The sequence below is a fragment of the Pseudomonas sp. LBUM1676 genome, from assembly GCF_059695605.1.
In genome coordinates this window covers 5,156,111-5,177,415 of the sequence record NZ_CP166777.1, presented here as the reverse complement: position 1 = coordinate 5,177,415, position 21,305 = coordinate 5,156,111, and the positions used below count along the sequence as shown (strand labels likewise).

The following is a 21,305-nucleotide window of genomic DNA, read 5'->3' as shown; positions in this document are numbered from 1 at the left end:
GTTGTAAGAATCCTAGCAAAGCCAAGGTTGGTTGTAAAATTATTTTTGGTTTTTTAGAGTGCTAATTATGATTGGTATATATTGACTGGGTGGTGGTTGGTGGAAAAGATTGGGTTGTTATGTATGTATTGTCTGTAAATTAATCGCTATGAATTGCCGATGCGGTTTTTGAACGCGTTTGAGCGAAAAAAATGCAGTGTTTATTGGACTAATCCCCTTTTTTGGAAGGGCGGGTTGGAAGGTTTAAGTGACGTTGTATTCAACGGTTTCCGCCTATTTCGGTCTTGTATTTCTCTTTAGTCGTCCGTGTCACTATTGTCGATAAACAAATAACATTAAATGTCACTCTTACGTCGTCCGGGTGCCTAGAAACTACGGCAGGAATTCAGTGTTTCGACGGTTTTTGGGTCAGAAAATGCAACAGGTGATCGGGTTTGCATTCCACTCCTGACGCTCGCATAAGCGGCAAGAGTTCCATTGAGGCGTTTTTCGTAGCAGTGATGGATGGGTTTTTTGACTGGGTGCGGGGGGAGAGATCTATCATCGAATCAGGGATAGTATGATAATGTTGAGTATTGATACTTTGCTGAGGGCCAGTGTTTGCAGGGGGTCTAATACCAATAGTATGGAATGTGTGGTTCTTGACACTGGTTCTTGAATGACTCCGACATCAGGCGCCAGGTCGGGATCGACACAATCGTCTTGTCGAAATTCTGCACCTTCACCGTGTGCAGGGTGATGTCCACCACATCGCCATCGGCGCCGACCTGCGGCATCTCGATCCAGTCGCCGACCCGCAGCATGTCGTTGCTGGTCAGCTGCACGCTGGCGACGAACGACAGCAGGGTGTCCTTGTAGACCAACAGAATCACGGCCGACATGGCGCCCAGCCCCGACAGCAACAATAACGGCGAGCGGTCGATCAACGTCGCAACGATGATGATCGCGCCGAACACGTACAACACCATTTTCGCCAGTTGCACGTAGCCTTTGATCGAACGGGTGCGGGCGTGCTCGGTACGCGCGTAGATGTCCAGCAGGGCGTTGAGCAGGGCGCCCACGGCCAGCACGAGGAACAGGATGGTGAACGCCAGCGCCACATTGCCGAGAAAAATCAGGCTGGTCTTGCCCAGCTCCGGCACCAGGTGCAGGCCGAACTGGATCACCAGCGACGGCGTTATCTGCGCCAGGCGGTGAAACACCTTGTTCTGGCGAAAATCGTTGATCCAGTGCAGCGCCGGCTGGCGCCCCAGCAGTTTGGTCGCGTGAAGAATGAGGTAGCGCGCCACTCGTCCGAGGGCCAGCGCAATCACCAGCAACACAATCAGCGCCAGGCTGGAATGCAGGAGCGGGTGCTGATCGAGGGCACCCCAGAGGTCTTGGGCATTGAGCCAGAGCTGTTTGATATCCATGGGCAAAAAGGGTTCTTCTATAGGACGCGACGGGGCGATTAGAGCATTTAAGACGCTTTGGATGACGCTTGAGGACAAAAGGCGCAACAAAAAAGCCACTGTTTAGCGCCGTTTGTATAAAGAAACTCGGCCTTCGCGCTCGAAACCGTTACCCTATGCAGCTGTTTTTTTGTATTTCTTCGAGGTAGCACCCGTGTTTTCCCAATTCGCCCTGCACGAACGCCTGCTCAAAGCCGTGGCCGAGCTTAAATTTGTCGAGCCAACGCCTGTGCAAGCAGCGGCTATTCCGCTGGCGCTCCAAGGGCGTGACCTGCGGGTGACAGCGCAAACCGGTAGCGGCAAAACCGCGGCCTTCGTTTTGCCGATCCTCAACCGTCTGATCGGTCCGGCCAAGGTTCGCGTCAGCATCAAGACCCTGATCCTGCTACCAACTCGCGAGCTGGCCCAGCAGACCATCAAGGAAGTCGAGCGTTTCGCCCAGTACACCTTCATCAAGTCCGGCCTGATCACCGGCGGTGAAGACTTCAAGGTCCAGGCCGCCATGCTGCGCAAGGTGCCGGACATCCTGATCGGTACGCCGGGGCGGATGATCGAGCAACTGAACGCCGGCAACCTCGACTTGAAAGAAGTCGAAGTGCTGGTCCTTGACGAAGCCGACCGCATGCTCGACATGGGCTTTGCCGAAGACGTCCAGCGTCTGGTGCAAGAGTGCACCAATCGCCAGCAGACCATGCTGTTCTCTGCCACCACCGGTGGATCGGGCCTGCGCGAGATGGTCGCCAAGGTGCTGAATGACCCTGAGCACCTGCAGCTGAACAACGTCAGCGATCTGAACGCGACCACCCGTCAGCAGATCATCACTGCTGACCACAACCAGCACAAAGAACAGATCGTGAACTGGCTGCTGGCCAACGAGACCTATCAGAAGGCCATCGTGTTCACCAATACCCGGGCCATGGCCGACCGTATCTACGGCCGCCTGGTGGCGCAGGAATACAAAGCGTTCGTGCTGCACGGTGACAAAGACCAGAAAGATCGCAAGCTGGCCATTGACCGCCTGAAGCAGGGCGGCGTGAAAATCCTGGTGGCCACCGACGTCGCCGCTCGCGGCCTGGACGTAGATGGCCTGGACCTGGTGATCAACTTCGACATGCCGCGCAGTGGCGACGAGTACGTACACCGTATCGGTCGCACCGGCCGCGCCGGCAACGATGGCCTGGCCATCTCGCTGATCTGCCACGGCGACTGGAACCTGATGTCGAGCGTCGAGCGCTACCTCAAGCAGAGCTTCGAGCGCCGCACCATCAAGGAAGTCAAAGGCACCTACGGCGGGCCGAAAAAGGTCAAGGCCTCGGGCAAAGCCGTTGGCGTGAAGAAGAAAAAGGTCGACGCCAAGGGCGACAAGAAGAAAACCGGCGCCAAGGCTCCGACCAAGCGCAAGATCGCCAACCGGCCGAAGACCGACGCCCTGTCGCTGGTCAGCAAGGACGGCATGGCGCCACTCAAACGCCGCAAGCCGGAAGCGCCTGCGGCTGAGTAACGCGTTGGAAGCGATGTAGTAAAAAAACCCGGACAGTGTCCGGGTTTTTTATTCCTGGAGTTCTGTTTGATCTCGCCGTTTAACTCTCCGCTTTCTTCTCGGCTGTACCCAACTCCTTCAACCGCTGATCAATCAACTGGCACTTGTCTGGCAAATCCTTGCTGTTTTTGGCATATAGGCTCTAGTTCGGTGTTTGCAGCGCTGAATTATGCAGGCTGTGGACTTGTCTTATACGGTTCTGTCTACGGTTTAGTGCTTGGAGCGGTCGGTGCTGGGAACGGGTGGGGAGGTCGCGGTGCTCAGATCTTGGAATAATTGCACAGGTGTGCAGACTTCAGCGGCGCTGAAAGACGGTAATCAGCCAATCAGTAAGGGCTCAGCACCGTGGATTTACTGATTGAGGGCACAGAGGTCCGGTCTAGAGCCTTTGCACAGTGTTTATAATCAGTAAATCAGTAAATCAGTAATATATTAGAGTTAGTAGGGTAAGAGTAGGTATGTACGCGCTGTTGTATGTAGTGGTAGGTGTATACAGTGTATGGGTGTCTGCACGCTGAACTTGAGAAAATTACTGATTACTGATTATGGCGCTGAAACACCTGTGCTAGAGCCTCTGGGTACTAATCAGTAATTTTTTCAATTACTGATTAGTAGCAAGCTAACGATTATATTCGGCAGGTTTGACCGCTCATCCCCGCATCGCCCGCTGTACTGTGCTGAGCGACACGCCCAGGTCCCTCGCAGCCTCCCGGTAAGACATTCCGTTCTCGATCGCCAGCCGAATTGCACCGTCGTCTACGGACTTCGCCCTGCCTTTGTAGGCACCAGCTTCTTTGGCCTTGGCAATGCCTTCTCGCTGCCGTTCCCGGATCATGCTTCGCTCGAACTGTGCAACGCTGCCGAGCATAGAGAGCATCAGTTGCTGCATAGGGTTGGCTTCCCCGGCAAACAGCAGCTGTTCCTTGTGGAACTGCACAGCGACACCCTTGGCGGTCAATCCCTCGACCAGTGCCAGAAGGTCCGCCAGAGAGCGCGCCAGGCGGTCGATAGAGTGGACGTGCAGGGTATCGCCACCCCGAACAGATCGCAGCATGGCTTGCAGCTCAGGCCTGTCTACTGTGCTGCCGCTGACCTTGTCAGTGAACACCTCATCAAGATGCACGCCATCCAACTGCCTGACTGTGTTCTGGTCCGCCGAGCTGACCCGAATGTAACCAATGTCCATCGCATCACCTGTATTCATTAGGTTCAAGACATAATCATTCTGGTCAGCAAAGGTACAGAACACAAGGCCGAAAGCCACGTAACTGTATTCATCCGACGTGCGGTCAGTAGAGTGTACCCAATTGAATACGAGCAGAGCCCCAGGAAAACAGGGCATGCCTCCCAGATCATTGAGCACCGCTGCAAACAATTCGTTCGTCGATGATGGTGGCGATGAGGCGGAGGGAGAGGCAGAAGGCATGGCTGCTGGCTGGAAGCTGCCAGGGAAAGGGCTGGGGCTCAAAGTCGACCCGTGGGGGTGGCGGGTAGCTACTATTTCTTTCGTCACACACATACATATAGGGGGTGTACTTCCGAGAAATTTTTAGAAAATTCCCATGCGTGCAGCTCGCTGTGCCAATCCCCGCAGTCATAGCGCTTAACCCCAAACCTTATGCCCCCTTAACTCCCCCGTTAAAAATTTATAAATTTATTAGAGGCTTACGCCACTTTTTTAAATTCGCCAAGTTAAACGTCTAAACGCTAAGCACAGCTTCCCCAGCCGTCTGTCGGATTGGCCGCCAATACAGCAAAAATATCTATATGTCCAATATCCAAATGGAATAACGCCTCTTATAATGGCGCATACCAGAAAATCACCGACCGGGGGGTAGGTGAAATGGATACGCCGCAAGCGCCATCACAAACCGAAGTCGTCACCCTGTCGCAATTGGCCGACCTGGCCGGACTCGACCGGACGTTCTTCAGTGAGCACCGCTCAGAACTCCCCACGACGCTGCCGATCCACAACGGCAACCAGGGTCGCCCGCAGCTGTGCTACCCGCTGGACCAGCTCGCAGAATTCATCCTGAACCGTACCGGATTCCTCAGCGATATAGAGGCGCGGCTTCGGTTGAGTCTTGCGCCTGCCGTCTACCGCAAGAGGGGATCGAAGATGTCTCGTTTCTACGACGCCCACAGCATGCTTGAGATCGATGGTGAACTTCGTGTGCTGCCCCGTGACCACGGTGCCCTGACGCCCGAACTGCGCGCCCAGGTCGAAGCCCTGATGGCCCAGGAACAGGCCGCGCTGCGCACCCGCCGTGCTGCCAAACGCCAACCCCGCACCGCCACTCAAGAAGGTACGCAGCCATGACCCTGACTGAAATGTTTGCCCAATACCCGGAAAGCATGGCGCCGTCTGCCGAAGCCGAGCAGTTCATCGCCGCCGAGCTCGCCGCGATAGACGCCGGCAAATACCAACCGACCATGCGGCCCGCCCGCTGCGTCGAGCCGGATACCGACCCGTCCATGGTGCAGTACGACCGTGCTATCGCGTCCCTGTCGCCGCCTGAGTCGGGCAAACCCACAGTGCATTAACACCGGCCCACCGTGCCGGGGGGAGTTATCAGATGTCGACCATCATGGACTTATTGAACCAGGGCATCGGTGGGCTTAACACGCCGATGGGCCAGCTCGGCACCCAGCTGCTTGCGAACTCTGGTCCACAGGCTGGCAACCCAAGCGGCGGTGCTCGTATGGGCCAGGCCTTAGCGGGTATGTCCGAAATGCAGCGGGCCCAGGCTCTACAGCAGTACCGTAACCAGCAGATTCAGTTGGGCGAGCAGCAGCAAGTCATGGCTCTTCGGCAGCAGCAGACCAAGGCTGAGCAGCAACAGCGCCTGCAACAAGCGATGCAAGATCCAAATTTCCTTCAAAGTCTCGGGCCTATGGCACGCCAGATGGCCCAGCTCGGTGTCGATCCAACGGACCTGATCCGCGCCCAGAACAGCGACGCTCTTCAATCCCATCGCCAGGCGCAGCTTGCCCAGAACCAGGGCCAGTTCGATGCTCGGCTGGCACATGTCGGTGCAGGTGGTGGCGGTGGTGGACAGCCGCCCGGGCCGAAACAGCCCGCCAATCGGCAGATTTACGAAGAGCCTCTGGAGAACAATTTGATCCAGAAGCACATCTTCGATCCGGCCACGAACAGCTATAAACCGCTCGGCAAGCCTTATCAGCGATTCGCTCCGACCAAGGCAGACCCCATGCAAGCGTTGCTGGGCGAAGTGATGCCCGACGACAACGCCGGTGCCGGCGCGGCCGTACCGGGGTTGCCAGGCAATGGGCCGTTGTCGAGCTACACCAAGCAGCCGATGCAGGGTGCCGAACTCCTGCAACACAGCAACGGGGCTAATCCGATGGCACGTCCGCCATCAAACCCCACCGCAGATGCCATCCGCAGCGGCATAACACCTCCCGACGGTCAAGCGGTGGTCGATGGCATCTTAGCTGGCGTAACGCCCAAGTACGGCACGCCGCCTAAGGCCAGTCAGTCGTACCCCGGCGCACCTGCCGTAGGCACTGTGCGCAAGGGCTTCAAGTTTCTCGGTGGCAACCCGGCCGATCCTAAGAGCTGGAGCAAAGTATAATGGCAGGCATGCCGTGGGATGACTTCGCGGCCGATGCGCCGCAGGCCACAGCTGATGATGCCCCACCTTGGGCGGAGTACGCGCAGCCGCAAACTGCGCCTGTCAGTGGCATGGCCGGTGCGTTGATGGCCGGTCAATCGCCATTGCCCAACCGTACAGCCGGACAGTGGGCAACAGATGTCGGTGGCAACATCGGGCGCAGCGCCTATAACGCGTTCGACAGTATCGCCGGTCTGGGTGACATAGCCACAGGCGGTAAGGTGACGCCGTGGCTTGTCGATCATGGTCTGGATTCCAAGGCTGCACGCGCGGTGCTCGATGCTGAAATGTCCCCGCAAGCCAGAGCGCAACGCGATGCAGTGCAGAACGCGCAGGGCTTCGGCCCGACCGTCAAGGCACTGCTGCAAAACCCCGCTTACGCCGGGGGCCAAGTTATTGAAAGTGTCGGGTCTATGGCACTAGGTGGTGTCGCTGGTAAGGGCGCCGCACTCGGTGCTAGGGCGGCAGGGTTGAATGCAGGTCGCGCTGCGCTCGTTGGTGCAGGTACGGGCGAAGGACTTGTCGCCGCCGGAGGCCAGGCAGCAAACACCGTGCACCAAACGGGCGGCCTGACGCTGGAACAAACAGCCGCTGCGCTGGGTTCGGGCGCACTGACCGGGATTATCGGTGCCGGCTCTGCTGGTCTGGGAGGCCGTCTTGGCGCGTCTGATATCGACGCCATCCTCAGTGGCGCGGCTGGCCCAGCGGCTGGCCGAGGCATGCTCACAAGAGCGGGTATCGGTGCTGGCATGGAAGCGGGCGAAGAGACGCTGCAATCGTCGCAGGAGCAGATGGCACAGAACTACTCACTGGGTAATCCGCTGACGCAGGGTATCGGCAACGCCGCAGGGCAAGGTGCGGTTTTGGGTGGAGTCATGGGTGCCGCTGGTGGGCTGCGTCGTCCGACCGCACCGCAACCTGTGCCAATGCCAGCGCAGCAGCAACAAGGCATGCCGCAACCGGCCCCTGTGCCAAACGCCTCCCCAGCGCAGCCACAGGCGCCCGCACCGATGCGACTGCCCGCAGACCTGGCACGCTCCGCCCCCCGGTACAACTTCGGCGAGAAGTCATTCACGCTGAATTTCGAAAGCGACATTGATAAAGCTGCGTACATCGCCGCGCAGAAAATCCCGTCCAAGCGTGACGCCGATTTCTTGAAGTTCGCAATGCGCGCGTCCGGCCTGACCGAATCTCAAGTGCGCAGCCGTGGGGAAGAAGTTCGCTCGGCGATCAAGGCGCAGGCGCAAGGGGCGCAGCCTGGCATGCTCACTGTGCCCGCAACGTCCCAGATCGCAGCACAGGCGCCCGCACCACAGGGGCTGCACGCGCAGGTCATGGCCGCTACGCAACCGCAGCAGGCGCCATCCGTTCCAGCGCCTACGCCGTTCGCGGGTTCGAGCGATATCAATCCGATGCTCGATCGTCTTGGTGTACAAGGCGAGCAGCGCAACACAACGCTCAAGCTGTTGGAGCCGGTCGAACTCAATGTGCAGGATGCCCGGCGCGGGGTGCAGTCCAACGCCGAGCGTGACCGGCTGGCGCAGTTGATCGGCCTTCAGGGTACTGACGCACGGGTCTTCAATCGCAAGATCGGCGAAGCGCTGAACGCCGAACAGACGGTGGCCGCCGTCACAAATGTGCAAGACCACCTGAAAGACGTGCTGTCCTTACAGCAACGCATTGCCACGGGCCAGGCCAGCGACATCGACCGGGCCAGCTTTGTCCAGTCGTTGGGTCAACTGCGCAGTACCTTTGCCGACCTCGCTGGCGCCAGGGCCGAAGCGGGCCGCGCGTTGTCCGCCTACAAGCGCCAGGCGATGGACTACAACCAGGCTCAAGCGGTGCTTGAAGCGGTCAACGGTGCCGGTGGTGCAGATAATGCCGCCAAGGCGCTGGGCAAGGCCATGCAGAGTGGTGGCCTGTCGAACGCCGCGAAACTTATCCGCCAGCCTGAAGGCAAAATGTCCCGGCTGCTGGGTTACTACTACCGCGCTGCACTGCTCAGCGGCGTACGCACCCACGCGGTAAACATCACTTCCAACACCATGACTCTCGGCAACGAGATCATCGAACGCGGCGTTGCCGCTGGCGTGTCGGGCGTGAAGAACATTTTCAAGCCAGGCTCTGGCCAGACGGTTTTCGCGGAACCTGTGGACATGCTGGTGGGCATGGCGAAGAACACCATGCAGGCGGGCAGCGCCGCCGCCGATGCTTTCGTGACGGGTGATTCGCCTCTGTTAGGTGGCGGCAAGCAGGAAACTGACACCTCCAACATGAACAGCCCGCGTCCGCCTGGCGCACTGCCCACGGCAGCATGGGCTGCAGACCGAGTCGCCTCCCTTCCATATCGCGCCCTCGGTGCTGAAGATGCTTGGTTTGCCAGCCTCAACTATGCCGCAGAAATGCGCACCCTGGCCCGCCAGCAGGCCGTCGCTGAAAAGAAACTCGGCACGCTGCCACCAGGCATGAAGCTGTCCCAGCGCATCGACACCATTGTGCAGAATCCCACGTCCAAGATGATCGAAGCCGCGGGGGAGCATGCCCGGACGGCTACGTTCAACACTCAGGCGGGTGACTTCACCCAGGCGATCATGCGCGCCAAGGCCAAGATGCCTTGGCTAAACCTGATCGTCCCGTTCATTCGCACGCCCGTAAACATCGTCAAGTACGGCGTCAAACGCATGCCGCTTGCGGGCCTCATGCCGTCGGTGCGCGCCGACATCATGGCCGGTGGTGCCAAGCAGGAACGCGCCATTGCCCGGGTCTTGTGGGGCACCAGCGTGATGATCGGTGCCGGTGCACTGGCCCAGGCGGGTTACATCACTGGTGCCGGACCCGACGACAAGGAAGAAAAAGCCGCGCTCATGGCGACAGGGTGGCGTCCATATAGCATCAAGTCCGGAGACACCTACCACGAATACAGTCGTCTGGATCCGTTCAGCCAGTGGCTGGGACTGGCGAGCGACTTGGCCACGATGGACTACCAGCACAAGGACGCCGGCGACCTTGCGACTACCACGCTGTCCTCACTGGTAAACAACACTGTCAACAAGACCTACATGCAGGGTGTTTCTAATCTCGTCGAGTTCCTGCAAGACCCTCAGCGCAACGCCGGCTGGTATGTGCGTCAGATGGTCGGGACACTCGCGCAGCCTGTCACCCTGGCCAGCAACATCGCCAGCGAGAACGATCCGTACGCCCGCGAAACCAACTCTGTGCTGGACCAGATCCGCTACCGGACGCCAGGTCTGCGCCAGGATCTGCCGGCCAAGCGTGATCACTTCGGCGAGCCAGTCCCGAACCGCACCTACCCAGGTGGCCCGCTCTCAATCGCCGCGCCTATCGCCCAATCGAAAGAGACGACCGACCCGGTACGCCGCGAGGCTGCTCGCATTGGTTGGGCACCCGGCAAGGCGCAACCCCACTTCACCGTCAAGAAAGAGCGATACGACCTCAATGATGAGCAGATGGCTGAGTTCAACGAGCTGGCCGGGAAGCTGATGCATAAGTCTGCGCAGCGCGCCATGCAGTCCAAGGGTTGGGCGGCGATGGGCGACGACGAAAAGCGCGACTTTCTCGATGCCGAATTGAAGAAGGCTCGCACTGCTGTGCGTCTTGCGCTCATCCCACTTGTGGTCAACGGCAACCGTCGCGCCATCGACAACCTGCTCCGGGCAACCGGGCACCCTGGAGTGAAATGAAATGACCACTAGTGACGAACGACAAGCGGCTGACGCCGTGGCGAAAGCTCGGGATGAACTCGATCGGCTCCTACAGATCAAGGCCCTTTTGAAAGTCGAGCTGCCCGCTGCCCGCGCCGTATTGTTCGGTGCCGAGAAACGACTGCGCGGGCTGACGAAGCCGACCAAGGCAGCGGTTCGCGCAGCAGAGTTGGAAGCCCTCAGCCGTCTACTCAACGAGGTGAAAGAAAATGCTTAATCCCGACCTGCTATACATCCGCGAAGACTGCCGGACCCTGTGCATCGACACCACCCGCGCAACCATCAGCACCGACAGAGACGGCTACCTCGTCACGTTCGGCAAGCCACTGGTTGACCTCGGCGCCGCCTTGGACGATCCGCCCGAAGAGACGCGGTGCAGCAACGCCGCGCAGGCTGAGTTCGAGCTTTTGAGTGGCTGCCGTCGCCTCCAGTTGGCAGAGCGGGTCAAAGTCCGGGCGGGCCGCGTCTACGGCTGGTCCGGCTCGGACATCAACCGCCGACCTTTGACCGTCGAGGAACTGGCCGAATACAAGGCCAGCATCGAGCATGCCGCCACTGTGAAACGTCTTACCCGTGAACTGGCTGCCGTCGTCAAGCAGAACGCCGCCGCTGCCACGGCCAGTGCAGGCGCAGCTGACCTCGCCGACCGCTACGGCCTGGCGCCTGCCAAGACCCCAGCCAAGCCGGCTAAGGCAGACCCACTGCCTACCGCCAAACGTGAACGCAATCCATCGAGGGCAAAAGCATGAGCGACCTTAACGAAGACCTGAGCCAAGACTGGGCCGCCGAATTGACCGGCAGCGTTGGCCTGCACGACGATGGCAGCGGCGATGTGCCAGAAAGCCTGGCCACTGATCTGGCCGAGAAGGAAGCGTGGCAGGCCGAGAAGGACATCAGCGTACCCAATGACGTAGACGACACTCGCCAAGGCGCTGCCGACCGTGCTGAAGAAGCGGAACAGCAGCGCCCTGGCAAGAAAGTGCCGCTCGCTGCACTGCATGAGGAGCGCACCCGGCGCCAAGCGCTGGAGGTGCAGCTGCAGGCTCAGGCCCAACAGTTGCAGCAGCTCATCGCGCAGCAAGCCGCCCAGCAACAGGCACAGTTGCAGGCACAGCAGGAAGCGGAAATCCCCGACGTCGAGGAAGACCCGGTCGGCTGGCTTAAAGCTAAGGAGAAGCAGTTCGAACAGAGGCTCGAGCAGTTGCAGAACGGCGGTCAGCAACCACAGCACCAGCAACAGGCACAGCAGATCGAGCAGTTGGTGATGCAGGAGGCCACTGTGCTTGCCCCTGTGATCGCAGATGCGGAGGCACGGTTCGAAGCCGCTAACCCGGATTACCGGCAGGCGTTCGACCATGTGCAGCGGACGGTCGATGCGAACATGCGCGCCCAGCACCCAGGCATCAACGAGCAGCAGCTCGGCATGCTGCGCACCGCTGCGCTCGTCACACTTGCAAAGCAGTGCCAGGCGCAGGGTGTCAACGTGGCGGAACACGTCTATCAGCGCGCCCAGGCAATGGGGTTCCAGACTGCCAGCCGTGCGCCACGTCGTGAGCCACCTACCAGCCTGTCCAACCTCAGCGGATCTCCGAGGGCGCCGGACGAGAAAGGCGCTATCAGCGTGGCTGAGATCTCCGACATGTCGGACGCTGAGTTCGATAAATATTGGAACGAGATGCGCGGCAACAGTGCTGTCCGGCCAGCGGTTTAACGGGGGTGGATCATGACAATGTCGGAACGAAAGCCGCGACGCTCCAGAGAATCTCTGACCGAAGAAATGCTTTGCAGGCTTCAGCGAGAGATTGAGAGGGCGCCGACCAGCTCGGCTGAAGATCGCCGCCGCGATCGCGCCCTGATCCGTGGGTTCAGGGCTGCGCTCTGGAGCGTGACGGCACCGGCTACGCTCCCCGAACTCGAGGTGACGTTACGCCTGGAGCTGGGCTTACCAATACACACTGTGCCAGCCGGCACCGAAACCGAGGGGTGAATGAAATGATCGACAGACGCGAAGGTGAAACCAAGAAGCCAATCCCGAGTCAGGAAACGTACTTCCCTCGGGTGAAGCAGGAACTGCCGACGAAGGACGTACAACCCAGCCAGAAGAAGGCACCTAAGACCCGCCCGTGCGCAGAGTGAAGGCGCGCGGCGCAGACGACAAGGCCACCCGGGAGAGTGGCCTTTATTTTGCCTGGCGATCTATAGGTGGTGGCAGAGAATGTAAGCCACCAGGCCGATAAGCAGCCAGCCGACTTCGGTCGAGCAGCGAAGGCACAGGTAGCGCCAAGCCTTGTTGAAGTCGTGGGTGGATTTGCAGATACCCTTGCTGTCGCCCATTATGTAATCCACTGCACGGTAGCCGACACGCTCCCGGTTCCACTCGGCGCATATCTCCCTATCGGCGTCGTCCATCGGTGTGCCGTCCGGCCTGGTGTGGTAGGTGATGGTTCCGTCAGGTTCGAAGGTGCAGTATTCGTGGTTGGTGGTGTTCATGGTTCGTCACCCTCATCAGTCACCTTTCGTATGTACGCCCCTCGCGCTCTCTCGTACTGCTCGACAGCCTGTTCGGCGTCATGCCTGACGTCTGGGTCTTTGGCAGACTCCGCAAGTTCTTTCAGTTTCTCCAGCGCATCGAAGGCTTCGAGCTGCGCGAGCTCCCTACCGGCGTCAGGACCGGCAATGTCTAGCAACTCGGCGGCACAGCGTTGGCGGGTGTCCTCATCCGTCCCCGGATCGCGTGCCAGCTTATCCAGTGTACGCACCCATGCCTCAAACTCATTCATCGTCGTCACCATCGTCGGCGTCCAGATCATCCAGAAGCTGCTCCAGGCTACCGTCATCGATACGCTGTGCTGTAATGTCGCGCTCGATCCGGGGCGTCTGTGCTGCACCGTGAACTTGGGCTGCGCCGGATGCCACCGAGAACGCGGCCAGGACTTCCAGCAGCGTGTCGACGTCGCCGCCTTTCTTCTTGGCGTCTGCGTTTTCGTCCTCCGTTTCGCGCACCTTGCCGATCCCCCGGTTGATCAGATCCATGCGGATCTTGTGCGCCAGGGCCGGGTCAGTCGCAGGGTCGAGCGCCGCCTGGATGGTCTTCTCGGTCATGATCTTGGACCACTCGAGGGACAGCATCTCGATTTCATGCTTCGCCTTGCGCTTGGCTGCGAGCTGTCGGGCGCGTTCGTCGCTACGCTGACTGGTTGACTCCCTGTCCGCCACACGCTGGCTCACTGGGCGAATATTCAAGGAAAACGGGACCGGCAGCGGTGCTGTAGCGGTGCCAGATAGACTAGTCATGTGCCTGCCCCGTTTTCAGGTGTTCCAGAAACGCCGCGTGGGGTTGCTTCATCCACTCGTCGTAGTTCCTCCAGCAAAGGAACGACTCACTGTGCCTGTCGAACTGGAAGTGGATTATTTCAACGCCGAACAAGCGCTCAAGCTCCGCCATATCGAAGAATTTTACTTCAGCGGCGCTGCACATCGCATGACGTGCCGGGTCCAGGGACACGCGAAGACCACCGCACCGTTCGGATGCCCCGCTCGGTGCGTAACGCTCGAAGTCGTTGGAAAAGTACCCGGTGCCGTTTTCGATCTGGCTCAGGATGTCTGCAACCTGCCCGCGCCATGCGGCGTCCGGGTCTGGTTGTTGGCCTTTTGGCAATGGGTAGTCATTCATGATTTTCACCTTCGGTTTTCGGGTAGTCGTCAGGCGGCGTGCCTGTCTCGATGTAGGCGTTGAACGCCTTAGGCGATACGTCGATCCAATACGTCTGCTTGCGCCAGCACAGCGCCCTGGAGCCGGCGTTGGTGAGGCTGCCGATCTGGATGGCGCCCGCCTTGCGTGCTGCCCGGCTCACCGACGATGGGCTTAGGTCCATGCGCCGGGTAGCGGCTGCACAAGCTTCCCCCAACTCAGCGGCGATGTCCTTGGCGCGCCCGATGTCCTTGGCAAAGACGCCTTTGCCCCCGGCGATCAATTCGGCGAGAAGGGCGACCAGCGGGCTGCGCGATTCCAGCTGCATTTCCAGTGCTCCGGCTGTCTGTGGCACGTCGGCGTAAGGACTGTAATCGGCGGGGTGTTTCCAGTTGGCGAGCAACCCAGCCACCAGCGCCGGGCCTACGTCGCCGTCGCAGAAGTCCGCCCACGCTATGCGTTCCGTCAAGGTCAGTGGATGGCCGTGGTCAACCATCGAGAGCGCGCGCCGGTCTTTGTGTGCGAGCGGTAGACAATCCAAGTTGTTCGTGGAAATTACATAGTGCGTGAAGTTGCGGATCTGCTTCGACCCGGTACGCATCTGGCGCGAGGCCACATATTCCTCGGTAGTTCGGTTCTTGAACCGCTCGTAGCCCGTCGCCGATCGGCTTGCGGCTTGCGGCATCTCGTGCACAAAAACCATCCGCTTGTGGTCCGATAGTTCTGTGAACTTCTCGTTCAAATCCTCCCCGGTGCAGGATGAAACCAGACCCTCGCCGAGAACGCGCTTGAACAGCTTGAACAGCTTCGATTTACCGGTGCCTTGAAACTCCGAATACATCAGCGTGTACCAAGGCAGCTTGACGTCCGGGTGCTTGTATATCCACGCGTACCCGGCCAGGAAGAACATCACAGTATCGTCGCAGTCCGAGGCGTGCCCGGCGTAGCGCCGCATCTGGTTGAGGAAGATCGCGATCCGGGGATCGTCCAGCGTGACGCCCTCGATAGGTTCGACCATTTCCTGCTTGTACGCGTGCCAAAGGTTCAGCACCTCGGGGCCGTCCCTCGCGTCCTGTACGGCGGTCAGGGTGTTGGGCTCCATGATGACGCGGCGTACCGCACGACGCCCGAAGTCGGGCAGATCGTGATCCCACCAGTAATCCCCGAGCGGTTTCCTTTCTTCCTTCCGAACAATCTCGACCCCGCCGATGGGCGTGACCTTGGCTTTGGGATCTGGCAGCACTGTGCCTTTCCACTCCAGCACCACTTCGCCGACATGCGCAGCGCAGTGCTGCCTAAAGCCCTCTTTGCTCATCGTGTCGCCGCTGGCGATATGGTAGGCCCGGCTGCTGCTGCCGACAGTAAGCATCACGAACGCCTCTGATACTTTCTTGAGAAGTTCGCGGGACATGGGATCGGGCCACGGCTTATCCGGCAGCTTGTCGAACGGTGTTATCTGATTATCGAAGGGCAGCGCGTCTTTGGGGGTGTAGGGAACAAACGTGTCGGGCTGCGCTTTCTGGATCACCAAACCGTCGCCCTTGCCGAAGTCCACTTGAGACAGCCCCCCGAATATCGACTGCACGTCGTTGGCAGCGGGCGTCACCTTCAGGGTGGCCGATACCGTGCCTGTGATCGAATGCCCACCCGGTGCCTGCGCTGTATCACCAAAGAGGCTCACGCCTTGTTCGGTGCCGTTTACAGGTGCTGGCACAGGTTGCGACTTCGCCGCCGCAATGGCAGCCTTCTTTTTGGCGCGGTCGTCGGCTTCTGTACGCAAACGGGCTGCCTTGGACGCCTCTACCTGGGCGAGAATATCTGCCGGCGGCTGATTTTCAGGCGGCGAAGTGTTAGAATTCTTCACACTAAGTACTCCTTTAAGCCCTGGTTGAGCGCGAACTCATCGGGGCTTTTCTTTGCGCGCCGTTCAGGCAGGTTGGCTGGCACCGCGAGCGGACTTTGCGGTCGGTCCTACGGTGCAAGGCTTCGCCAAGTGCTCCGCGAGCCAGGCGTCGACTTCGGCTCTGCTCCAGACGGAACGACCGGCATAGCCGTTCGAGCGCTTCGGGCCGAGGGAGCGGCATGCGGGGAAATAGCCGGCGCTCATCCAGGCGTACAAAGTGCTGAGACACACGCTGGTCACCCGCAGAACTTCGTCGCGGGTCATGAGCGGGGAGAGGGTTGTTTCGGTGGCTTGGTGTGCGGACATAGCGGCGACCTCAAACAGAGTTGAGTCACTTTGGCCGGTGGCCTGCTATTAGAAGTTGGGTATGAAGTGACGACCGCATTTTTGCGATCTGGCGCCCATTATAGGGCGCAATTCGGCATGTAAATAGCAATATCTTCCGATCCTTGCCGACACCGTTTAGACCGTGCCATCAAGAGGCTCGGCCCGCAACTCATCCAGCCAGTCTGCCCACAATTGCGCCGCTTCAAACCGTTCTTCAAGAAATTCGTTCCGGTTGTACGCGTGCCCTAGCGGGTCTTTGGTTTCGTGCCCCATGGCTAATTCGAGAATCGTGACGTCTATCTTCAATGGCTTCTGACCAAGCGTCCGCCAGGTGGCCCGACCACCGTGCCCGCTCACCGTGCCTAATTCGTACCCCAGCTGTTTCAGCTGTGCCAGACGGAAGCTATCCGGGTGTGTCGGCTTGGAAGGATCGCGCCGGCTTGGAAGGACGTATTCTGCGTGTCCTGCACGACGTGCCTGCAATTCGCCAAGCAGCACCAAGGCTTGTCGGGGTAGCGGCACAGCGTGTAATTCGTCGACCTTTGTCATGCGGAAATTCCACCAGCCCGCCTCGAGATCCAGCTCGGTCCACTTCATGCGGGCGAGTTCAACCGGTCGGACTGGCAACATGGCCAGCAGCTTCAAACCGTAGAACGAACTGCTCCGGCCCGGGTGGGTGTATAGCTTGCGCAGGTATTCGGCGAAAGGGTCCACCTTCGTAATTGCCGGATGGTGGCGCTGGGAACGTTCGCCCTCTTTATTTTTCTTTTTTGGCAGTAGTGTCTCGCACCCCTGTGCCACGTTTTCCGCCACGTACCGTGACACCTTGGCGAAGTCGAGCACACGCTTGACGACGCCGAACGCGAAACGCTGCGCGGCCTTCTTGCCTTGGTAGTGGTTAATCACAGCTTTGATGTGGCCGACGTCAACCTCGTTGATCGGCACCGGGCCCATGATCAAGTTGATGGCTTTCAGCGTGTATCCATGCCCTTTGACCGTGCTTTCCTTCCAATCGTCCTTGGTCTTGTAGTATTCGATGAACTCCTTGGAAACAGCGTCGAATGTCCGTGCCGCTTTGGCCTTTCTGGCGACGTCCTCAGCCTGCTTGATGTCTTTCGGATGGGTACCTTGTCGGGCACTGACTTTCGCCCTCTTGGCCGCTGTGCGAGCGTCATCCAAGCCCATATGGTCGTCACTGTCCGGCTCGTAACGTCCGAGCGTGTGGACGTATTCTTTTTTGTCGACCCAATAGCGCAGCCGCCAGGACTTGGTGCCGGTCGGTGTGACGATCAGGAATAAGCCGCGCTCGACACCGTCGGGGTGGGTGCCGGGCTTCTTGCTGCGCACAGCCGGATCTGTCAAAGGCTTCCTGCCTGCCTTGGCGGGCTTGTCTTTCGTCTTCGTAGTCATAACTGTATAACCGATGCCTTTTAGGGTGCAGGGTCACGGTAAATTATACAGTTATCCGTAAAATGACAACGGATGACGCTGGAAAATGACAGATGACACTGGAAGAGAAAAGCCCAGTATTAGCTAGCCTTCGCCTTCGCTTTACCCAGTTCTTCAAGGCGCTGATCAATCAACTGGCACTTGTCTGGCAAATCCTTGCTGGCAGTGCCCAGATCCATCTTCTGCAACTCTTCATTGATCTCCTTGGCCTTGGTCGGATTCTGCTCCGTGAGCTTGGTGATTTCCCTGGCCAGTTGTTCGCGCTTGATGGTGGCTTCCTCGGGCGTGCAGGCCCAAACGGGAAGGGCACAGGCGAACGTGGCAACCAGGGTGAATTTCAGCAGGGTTTTCATAGGGCGAGCCTCTGTTCCGGAAAAGGCGGGTTATCCGGTTGAGGGTTGCAGGGTGGAAAAAGTTCAGCGAGGCCAATTGCAGATTGCCTGTTTCAAGCTGATTTAATAAAAACACCCCCACAGGGGTGGGGGTGTTACCCGGATCAATGCAGGAGCAAGCTTGCTCGCGATGGCCGCGACTCGGTCTCTACGGTCTACCCCCCATGACAGCAGCTGGATGACGCCTTGTCTCCATACTGATCATGAAGCTGCACCCATTCCATGATTTGCTCTTCATTTCGACCTTTGGGCGTCAAGTCCAGATAGTTGTAGGCACCCACCAACATGTCCAGGCCGCGGGCGTAAGTGGAGTAAGTGTGGAAGATTTCGCCGTTTTCATTGCGATAAAACACGCTGAGTCCGGGGAGTTCTTCTTCGGCGCCGTCGGATTTTTCGTAGTTGTAGGTGGCTTTGCCGGCGGCAACGTCTTCTGCCCTGGCCGAAACGCCGAAGTCGTAGTTGAAATCGCAGCCTTCTGACGACACCCAGTCGAATTTCCAGCCCATGCGCCGTTTGAAGGCCTGGAATTCTTCGAACGGTGCGTGGGAAACCGCCACCACCGCCACGTCATGGTGGGCCAGGTGCTGGTTGGCGCCGTCGATGTGGTCGGACAGGAACGAGCAGCCTGAACAACCTTCGTCCCAGCCTTTGGCAAACATGAAGTGGTAAATGATCAACTGGTTACGGCCGCCGAACAGGTCGGCCAGTTTCAACTCGCCGTCCGGGCCCTTGAAACGGTAATCCTTGTCGATTTTCACCCAGGGCAGGGCGCGGCGTTCGGCGCTGAGTTTATCCCGTTCCCGGGTGAAGGCTTTTTCGTGGGCCAGGTGTTGTTTACGAGCGGCGAGCCATTCTTCTCGGGACACGACGGGATGATTTTGAATGTTCATTGGTTTTCTCCTGCGGGATGCTGGGAGGTAACTGACACAGGCTAGTCGTTTGACCTGTGCCAAATTCGACATACCACCGGTCGGTGCTGTTCAAGACCTGATTCAAGACCTCAGCTGAACGGCTGCGCACGCAATCGGTCACAACCTATGTAAGCCATTCCACTCACGGGCGCTGGAGGTTGATCAGGATGACGACTTATAACTGGGATTTGATCGAACGCTTGCTGCACGAAGTACAGAACGGGGCACCCAGCTTCACGCCACGTCCCTATGCCGAACAATACGCTGCCGAGCAAGCGACAGAGGGCGAGGAGACGGAAAACCTGGATCACTTGAAAGCGGTGGCCGGCGAGTACGAAAAGCTACTGCTGGAGCGCGGCTATATCGAGCCTCGGCCAGAGGAGCAGGGTGGCACCGGCTCGAACTATATCTTGACGCCACGGGGCTCGAGTCTGTTGAGCCTGATCGACAGCAGCATTCCGGGCAATGATCATCCGCGGCAGGTGCTGGATGAGCAGGAGGATGCGCTGGACGAAGTGACGTTTGATGAGGTGGCTTCGAAGGCGCAGATAGCCTGAAGATCACGCATACCCAATGTGGGAGCGAGCCTGCTCGCTCCCACATTGGAACTGTGTTTCTTTTAGCCTTCCTTTACGGTTTTCAAGCATTTCAAATCATTGAAATCCTTGCGCACCCCTTCGATTTTCCTCAGCAACCGCTGCCGTTGTTCCGGCGTACTTTCAGCCATCAAGTCCACGAACAGTGACCGCGCCTGGGCCTCGGTATTGGCATAGGCCTGGCGATAGGTGGGGGTCCACAAGCTCTCGCGATTGACCAGGAGCGTCTCGATTTGCTGTGGGAATTGCGGACTCTGACGCTGCGCAACCGCCGCACTGAACTGCATCTGCCAATGGACGCGGTTGGCGATCCATTGCGTATTCTGGTCGCCCAAGGCCTTTGACCAGGCGACGACCCGTTGCTGCTGGATCGGGCTGAGCGGGCCGAGCCAGTCATTCAGGCGTTTTTCCATGCGCTCGCCACGCTCCCTGATTTGCTGCTCAAGCGACGGCTGCAGGTATTGCTCCTGGCGTTTGCGCTGGTCTTTGGCGAAGGCGGCGTTCATTTCCGCGACTTGCCTGTCATCCAGCCCCTGCAACAACTCGATGGCCGACGGAGTGATTTCCCGCGCGGTCTGGGCGATGGCCTGCTTGGCTTCCTGAGTGCGGGCTTGCAACGCGGCATCGGTGACCTGGTTGGCCTCGACCATGTCCTGCAGACGGTCCAGCCAGTCGAGGTAGCCCGGCAGTTGCGTGGTGCAGTGCCAGCTCAGGTGCTCTTCGAGGCGTTCGTCGAACCAGTCTTTCTGCCCACCGTTCATGCTCAGGTAATCGCCGAGCGTCCACGGGATGATCACGTCGAGATTGCGATAGGCCAGGCCCACGCGGCTGCACGCGCCGAGGGCAAGACTGAGGCTGATAACGACGGCGAGATACTTAAACCAGCGCGACATGGGCGAGTCCTTGCGAAAGCGTAGGGTTCTCATGTGGACGCGGGATCAGCGCGTCAGTTCAGCCAATCAATAGAACGCACGCTCAGCCTTGAGGGTGACCAGGCCATCGCACTGGCTGTTGTGCCCCGAGTAGGCGGAGCAGTCGCTGCCGCTGAGGCTGGAACCGCTGTAGATCAGGTCCAGGTCGATGCCCATGAATGGCCGGGAAAGTTGCACGGACCAATCGTTGAAACTGCCTACGTAGCCGCCATCGACCGACACCGGCGAGTTAAGCTGGTGGGTGGTGTATTTCATGCTGATGCCTATGCCGAAGGGCTGATTGCCACCCAGGTCGGCGAACACCGTGCTGTTCTGTTTGTCCGTGTCATTGCTGAACGCGGCACCGAACCGACTGCCCAGCAAGGTCAGGCCGCCGAACAGCTCATGGCTGTCGAGGGTGTCCACTTCCGGGTAGCTGTAATGGATCATGCCGACTTCATAGCCCAGGGTGTGATCGAAAGGTTGTTTAAAGCCCACGTAGGAATCGACTTCAAGTTTGCTCCCGGGGCTCAACCCAACGCTCGGTGACCATTGACCCACATAGAAGCCGCTGTCGTGGCTCAGGTCGAGACCACCGTGGAACGAGCCGATGCTGGAAGGTTTGACCAGCCCCTGGGCCATGCTGCGGCTGGGGGTGGTGCCGAGTTTGAGATCGAAGTCACCCAATTCACGCTGGAAGATTTGCGCATTGGCGACTGAACACGCCAGCAGGCTGGCGAGCAGGAAAAAAGAGTGCTTGAACATGCGTCACTCCAT

At 59.0% G+C, this 21,305-nt stretch carries 21 protein-coding genes and 1 pseudogene; 9 read left to right on the top strand and 13 right to left on the bottom strand.

The genetic code is table 11. The annotated features are described in order from the left end of the window. Positions 1 to 650: 650 nt before the first annotated feature. Positions 651 to 1,412 (bottom strand): annotated as a pseudogene (locus tag ACA041_RS23875) (mechanosensitive ion channel family protein); the annotation flags it as partial. Between the two features lie 193 nt (positions 1,413 to 1,605). On the opposite strand from ACA041_RS23875, the gene ACA041_RS23870 reads away from it, so the two are divergent. Further along, entirely contained in the window at positions 1,606 to 2,952 is a 1,347-nt protein-coding gene (locus ACA041_RS23870) for a DEAD/DEAH box helicase (RefSeq protein ID WP_497437988.1), read from the top strand. Positions 2,953 to 3,640: 688 nt separating this feature from the next. Here the strand turns inward: ACA041_RS23870 and ACA041_RS23865 are convergent. Further along, positions 3,641 to 4,255, bottom strand: a complete 615-nt coding sequence (locus ACA041_RS23865; RefSeq protein ID WP_497437987.1) for a recombinase family protein — start codon at positions 4,253 to 4,255, stop codon at positions 3,641 to 3,643. Positions 4,256 to 4,834: 579 nt separating this feature from the next. Between ACA041_RS23865 and ACA041_RS23860 the strand changes: the two genes are divergently transcribed. The 7 genes from ACA041_RS23860 to ACA041_RS23830 are packed head-to-tail and all read left to right on the top strand — an operon-like array spanning position 4,835 to position 12,059. After that, positions 4,835 to 5,311, top strand: coding sequence for a hypothetical protein (locus ACA041_RS23860; RefSeq protein WP_497437986.1), 477 nt, complete (start codon positions 4,835 to 4,837; stop codon positions 5,309 to 5,311). Further along, the gene (locus ACA041_RS23855) at positions 5,308 to 5,535 is read left to right on the top strand and encodes a hypothetical protein (RefSeq protein WP_497437985.1); all 228 of its coding nucleotides are present in this window, start codon (positions 5,308 to 5,310) and stop codon (positions 5,533 to 5,535) included. The genes ACA041_RS23860 and ACA041_RS23855 overlap by 4 nt, the downstream gene beginning before the upstream one ends. A 32-nt stretch (positions 5,536 to 5,567) precedes the next feature. Continuing rightward, positions 5,568 to 6,587: a hypothetical protein gene (locus ACA041_RS23850; protein ID WP_497437984.1), complete on the top strand. Its 1,020-nt coding sequence runs from the start codon at positions 5,568 to 5,570 to the stop codon at positions 6,585 to 6,587. After that, positions 6,587 to 10,327 carry a hypothetical protein gene (locus ACA041_RS23845; RefSeq protein ID WP_497437983.1) on the top strand — a complete coding sequence of 1,247 codons (3,741 nt, stop codon included), beginning with the start codon at positions 6,587 to 6,589 and terminating at the stop codon, positions 10,325 to 10,327. Before ACA041_RS23850 ends, ACA041_RS23845 begins: the two co-directional genes overlap by 1 nt. Position 10,328: 1 nt before the next feature. Next, positions 10,329 to 10,565, top strand: coding sequence for a hypothetical protein (locus tag ACA041_RS23840; protein WP_497437982.1), 237 nt, complete (start codon positions 10,329 to 10,331; stop codon positions 10,563 to 10,565). Then, positions 10,558 to 11,097: a hypothetical protein gene (locus ACA041_RS23835; protein WP_497437981.1), complete on the top strand. Its 540-nt coding sequence runs from the start codon at positions 10,558 to 10,560 to the stop codon at positions 11,095 to 11,097. Before ACA041_RS23840 ends, ACA041_RS23835 begins: the two co-directional genes overlap by 8 nt. Continuing rightward, a complete protein-coding gene (locus ACA041_RS23830) occupies positions 11,094 to 12,059 on the top strand; it encodes a hypothetical protein (protein WP_497437980.1) in 966 nt (321 codons plus the stop codon). The genes ACA041_RS23835 and ACA041_RS23830 overlap by 4 nt, the downstream gene beginning before the upstream one ends. Before the next feature lie 485 nt (positions 12,060 to 12,544). On the opposite strand, the gene ACA041_RS23825 is transcribed toward ACA041_RS23830, so the two are convergent. The 9 genes from ACA041_RS23825 to ACA041_RS23785 all read right to left on the bottom strand — a co-directional run bounded on the left by ACA041_RS23825 (position 12,545) and on the right by ACA041_RS23785 (position 19,000). Then, positions 12,545 to 12,838, bottom strand: coding sequence for a hypothetical protein (locus ACA041_RS23825; RefSeq protein ID WP_497437979.1), 294 nt, complete (start codon positions 12,836 to 12,838; stop codon positions 12,545 to 12,547). Next, the gene (locus ACA041_RS23820) at positions 12,835 to 13,128 is read right to left on the bottom strand and encodes a hypothetical protein (RefSeq protein WP_497437978.1); all 294 of its coding nucleotides are present in this window, start codon (positions 13,126 to 13,128) and stop codon (positions 12,835 to 12,837) included. Before ACA041_RS23820 ends, ACA041_RS23825 begins: the two co-directional genes overlap by 4 nt. After that, entirely contained in the window at positions 13,121 to 13,642 is a 522-nt protein-coding gene (locus tag ACA041_RS23815; protein WP_497437977.1) for a hypothetical protein, read from the bottom strand. Before ACA041_RS23815 ends, ACA041_RS23820 begins: the two co-directional genes overlap by 8 nt. After that, positions 13,635 to 14,021 (bottom strand): hypothetical protein, encoded by a 387-nt coding sequence (locus ACA041_RS23810; protein ID WP_497437976.1) that lies wholly within the window; start codon positions 14,019 to 14,021, stop codon positions 13,635 to 13,637. Before ACA041_RS23810 ends, ACA041_RS23815 begins: the two co-directional genes overlap by 8 nt. Continuing rightward, positions 14,014 to 15,903, bottom strand: a complete 1,890-nt coding sequence (locus ACA041_RS23805; protein ID WP_497437975.1) for a primase-helicase family protein — start codon at positions 15,901 to 15,903, stop codon at positions 14,014 to 14,016. The genes ACA041_RS23810 and ACA041_RS23805 overlap by 8 nt, the downstream gene beginning before the upstream one ends. A gap of 63 nt (positions 15,904 to 15,966) precedes the next feature. Further along, on the bottom strand, positions 15,967 to 16,206 hold the full coding sequence (locus ACA041_RS23800; RefSeq protein ID WP_497442164.1) for a helix-turn-helix transcriptional regulator: 240 nt from the start codon (positions 16,204 to 16,206) through the stop codon (positions 15,967 to 15,969). 198 nt (positions 16,207 to 16,404) lie between these two features. Next, positions 16,405 to 17,679 carry a tyrosine-type recombinase/integrase gene (locus ACA041_RS23795; protein ID WP_497437974.1) on the bottom strand — a complete coding sequence of 425 codons (1,275 nt, stop codon included), beginning with the start codon at positions 17,677 to 17,679 and terminating at the stop codon, positions 16,405 to 16,407. A 119-nt stretch (positions 17,680 to 17,798) separates the two neighbouring features. Then, positions 17,799 to 18,071 carry a hypothetical protein gene (locus tag ACA041_RS23790; protein WP_497437973.1) on the bottom strand — a complete coding sequence of 91 codons (273 nt, stop codon included), beginning with the start codon at positions 18,069 to 18,071 and terminating at the stop codon, positions 17,799 to 17,801. 194 nt (positions 18,072 to 18,265) lie between these two features. Further along, entirely contained in the window at positions 18,266 to 19,000 is a 735-nt protein-coding gene (locus ACA041_RS23785) for a DUF899 domain-containing protein (RefSeq protein WP_497437972.1), read from the bottom strand. Between the two features lie 188 nt (positions 19,001 to 19,188). Between ACA041_RS23785 and ACA041_RS23780 the strand changes: the two genes are divergently transcribed. Continuing rightward, complete coding sequence (locus ACA041_RS23780) at positions 19,189 to 19,578, top strand: transcriptional regulator (RefSeq protein WP_497437971.1); 390 nt, start codon at positions 19,189 to 19,191, stop codon at positions 19,576 to 19,578. A gap of 62 nt (positions 19,579 to 19,640) precedes the next feature. Here ACA041_RS23780 and ACA041_RS23775 read toward each other — a convergent pair whose 3' ends face one another. Both ACA041_RS23775 and ACA041_RS23770 read right to left on the bottom strand, forming a co-directional pair. Next, positions 19,641 to 20,510, bottom strand: a complete 870-nt coding sequence (locus ACA041_RS23775; protein WP_497437970.1) for a DUF6279 family lipoprotein — start codon at positions 20,508 to 20,510, stop codon at positions 19,641 to 19,643. 66 nt (positions 20,511 to 20,576) lie between these two features. Then, positions 20,577 to 21,293, bottom strand: a complete 717-nt coding sequence (locus tag ACA041_RS23770) for a TorF family putative porin (protein WP_497437969.1) — start codon at positions 21,291 to 21,293, stop codon at positions 20,577 to 20,579. Between the last annotated feature and the right edge of the window lie 12 nt (positions 21,294 to 21,305).

Excerpts from the sequence above, each read along its gene's own strand:
- ACA041_RS23860 (WP_497437986.1), top strand. The coding sequence starts at position 4,835 with ATGGATACGCCGCAAGCGCCATCACAAACCGAAGTCGTCACCCTGTCG.
- ACA041_RS23855 (WP_497437985.1), top strand. The coding sequence starts at position 5,308 with ATGACCCTGACTGAAATGTTTGCCCAATACCCGGAAAGCATGGCGCCG.
- ACA041_RS23850 (WP_497437984.1), top strand. The coding sequence starts at position 5,568 with ATGTCGACCATCATGGACTTATTGAACCAGGGCATCGGTGGGCTTAAC.
- ACA041_RS23845 (WP_497437983.1), top strand. The coding sequence starts at position 6,587 with ATGGCAGGCATGCCGTGGGATGACTTCGCGGCCGATGCGCCGCAGGCC.
- ACA041_RS23840 (WP_497437982.1), top strand. The coding sequence starts at position 10,329 with ATGACCACTAGTGACGAACGACAAGCGGCTGACGCCGTGGCGAAAGCT.
- ACA041_RS23835 (WP_497437981.1), top strand. The coding sequence starts at position 10,558 with ATGCTTAATCCCGACCTGCTATACATCCGCGAAGACTGCCGGACCCTG.
- ACA041_RS23830 (WP_497437980.1), top strand. The coding sequence starts at position 11,094 with ATGAGCGACCTTAACGAAGACCTGAGCCAAGACTGGGCCGCCGAATTG.
- ACA041_RS23825 (WP_497437979.1), bottom strand. The coding sequence starts at position 12,838 with ATGAACACCACCAACCACGAATACTGCACCTTCGAACCTGACGGAACC.
- ACA041_RS23820 (WP_497437978.1), bottom strand. The coding sequence starts at position 13,128 with ATGAATGAGTTTGAGGCATGGGTGCGTACACTGGATAAGCTGGCACGC.
- ACA041_RS23815 (WP_497437977.1), bottom strand. The coding sequence starts at position 13,642 with ATGACTAGTCTATCTGGCACCGCTACAGCACCGCTGCCGGTCCCGTTT.
- ACA041_RS23810 (WP_497437976.1), bottom strand. The coding sequence starts at position 14,021 with ATGAATGACTACCCATTGCCAAAAGGCCAACAACCAGACCCGGACGCC.
- ACA041_RS23800 (WP_497442164.1), bottom strand. The coding sequence starts at position 16,206 with ATGACCCGCGACGAAGTTCTGCGGGTGACCAGCGTGTGTCTCAGCACT.
- ACA041_RS23795 (WP_497437974.1), bottom strand. The coding sequence starts at position 17,679 with ATGACTACGAAGACGAAAGACAAGCCCGCCAAGGCAGGCAGGAAGCCT.
- ACA041_RS23790 (WP_497437973.1), bottom strand. The coding sequence starts at position 18,071 with ATGAAAACCCTGCTGAAATTCACCCTGGTTGCCACGTTCGCCTGTGCC.
- ACA041_RS23785 (WP_497437972.1), bottom strand. The coding sequence starts at position 19,000 with ATGAACATTCAAAATCATCCCGTCGTGTCCCGAGAAGAATGGCTCGCC.
- ACA041_RS23780 (WP_497437971.1), top strand. The coding sequence starts at position 19,189 with ATGACGACTTATAACTGGGATTTGATCGAACGCTTGCTGCACGAAGTA.
- ACA041_RS23775 (WP_497437970.1), bottom strand. The coding sequence starts at position 20,510 with ATGTCGCGCTGGTTTAAGTATCTCGCCGTCGTTATCAGCCTCAGTCTT.
- ACA041_RS23770 (WP_497437969.1), bottom strand. The coding sequence starts at position 21,293 with ATGTTCAAGCACTCTTTTTTCCTGCTCGCCAGCCTGCTGGCGTGTTCA.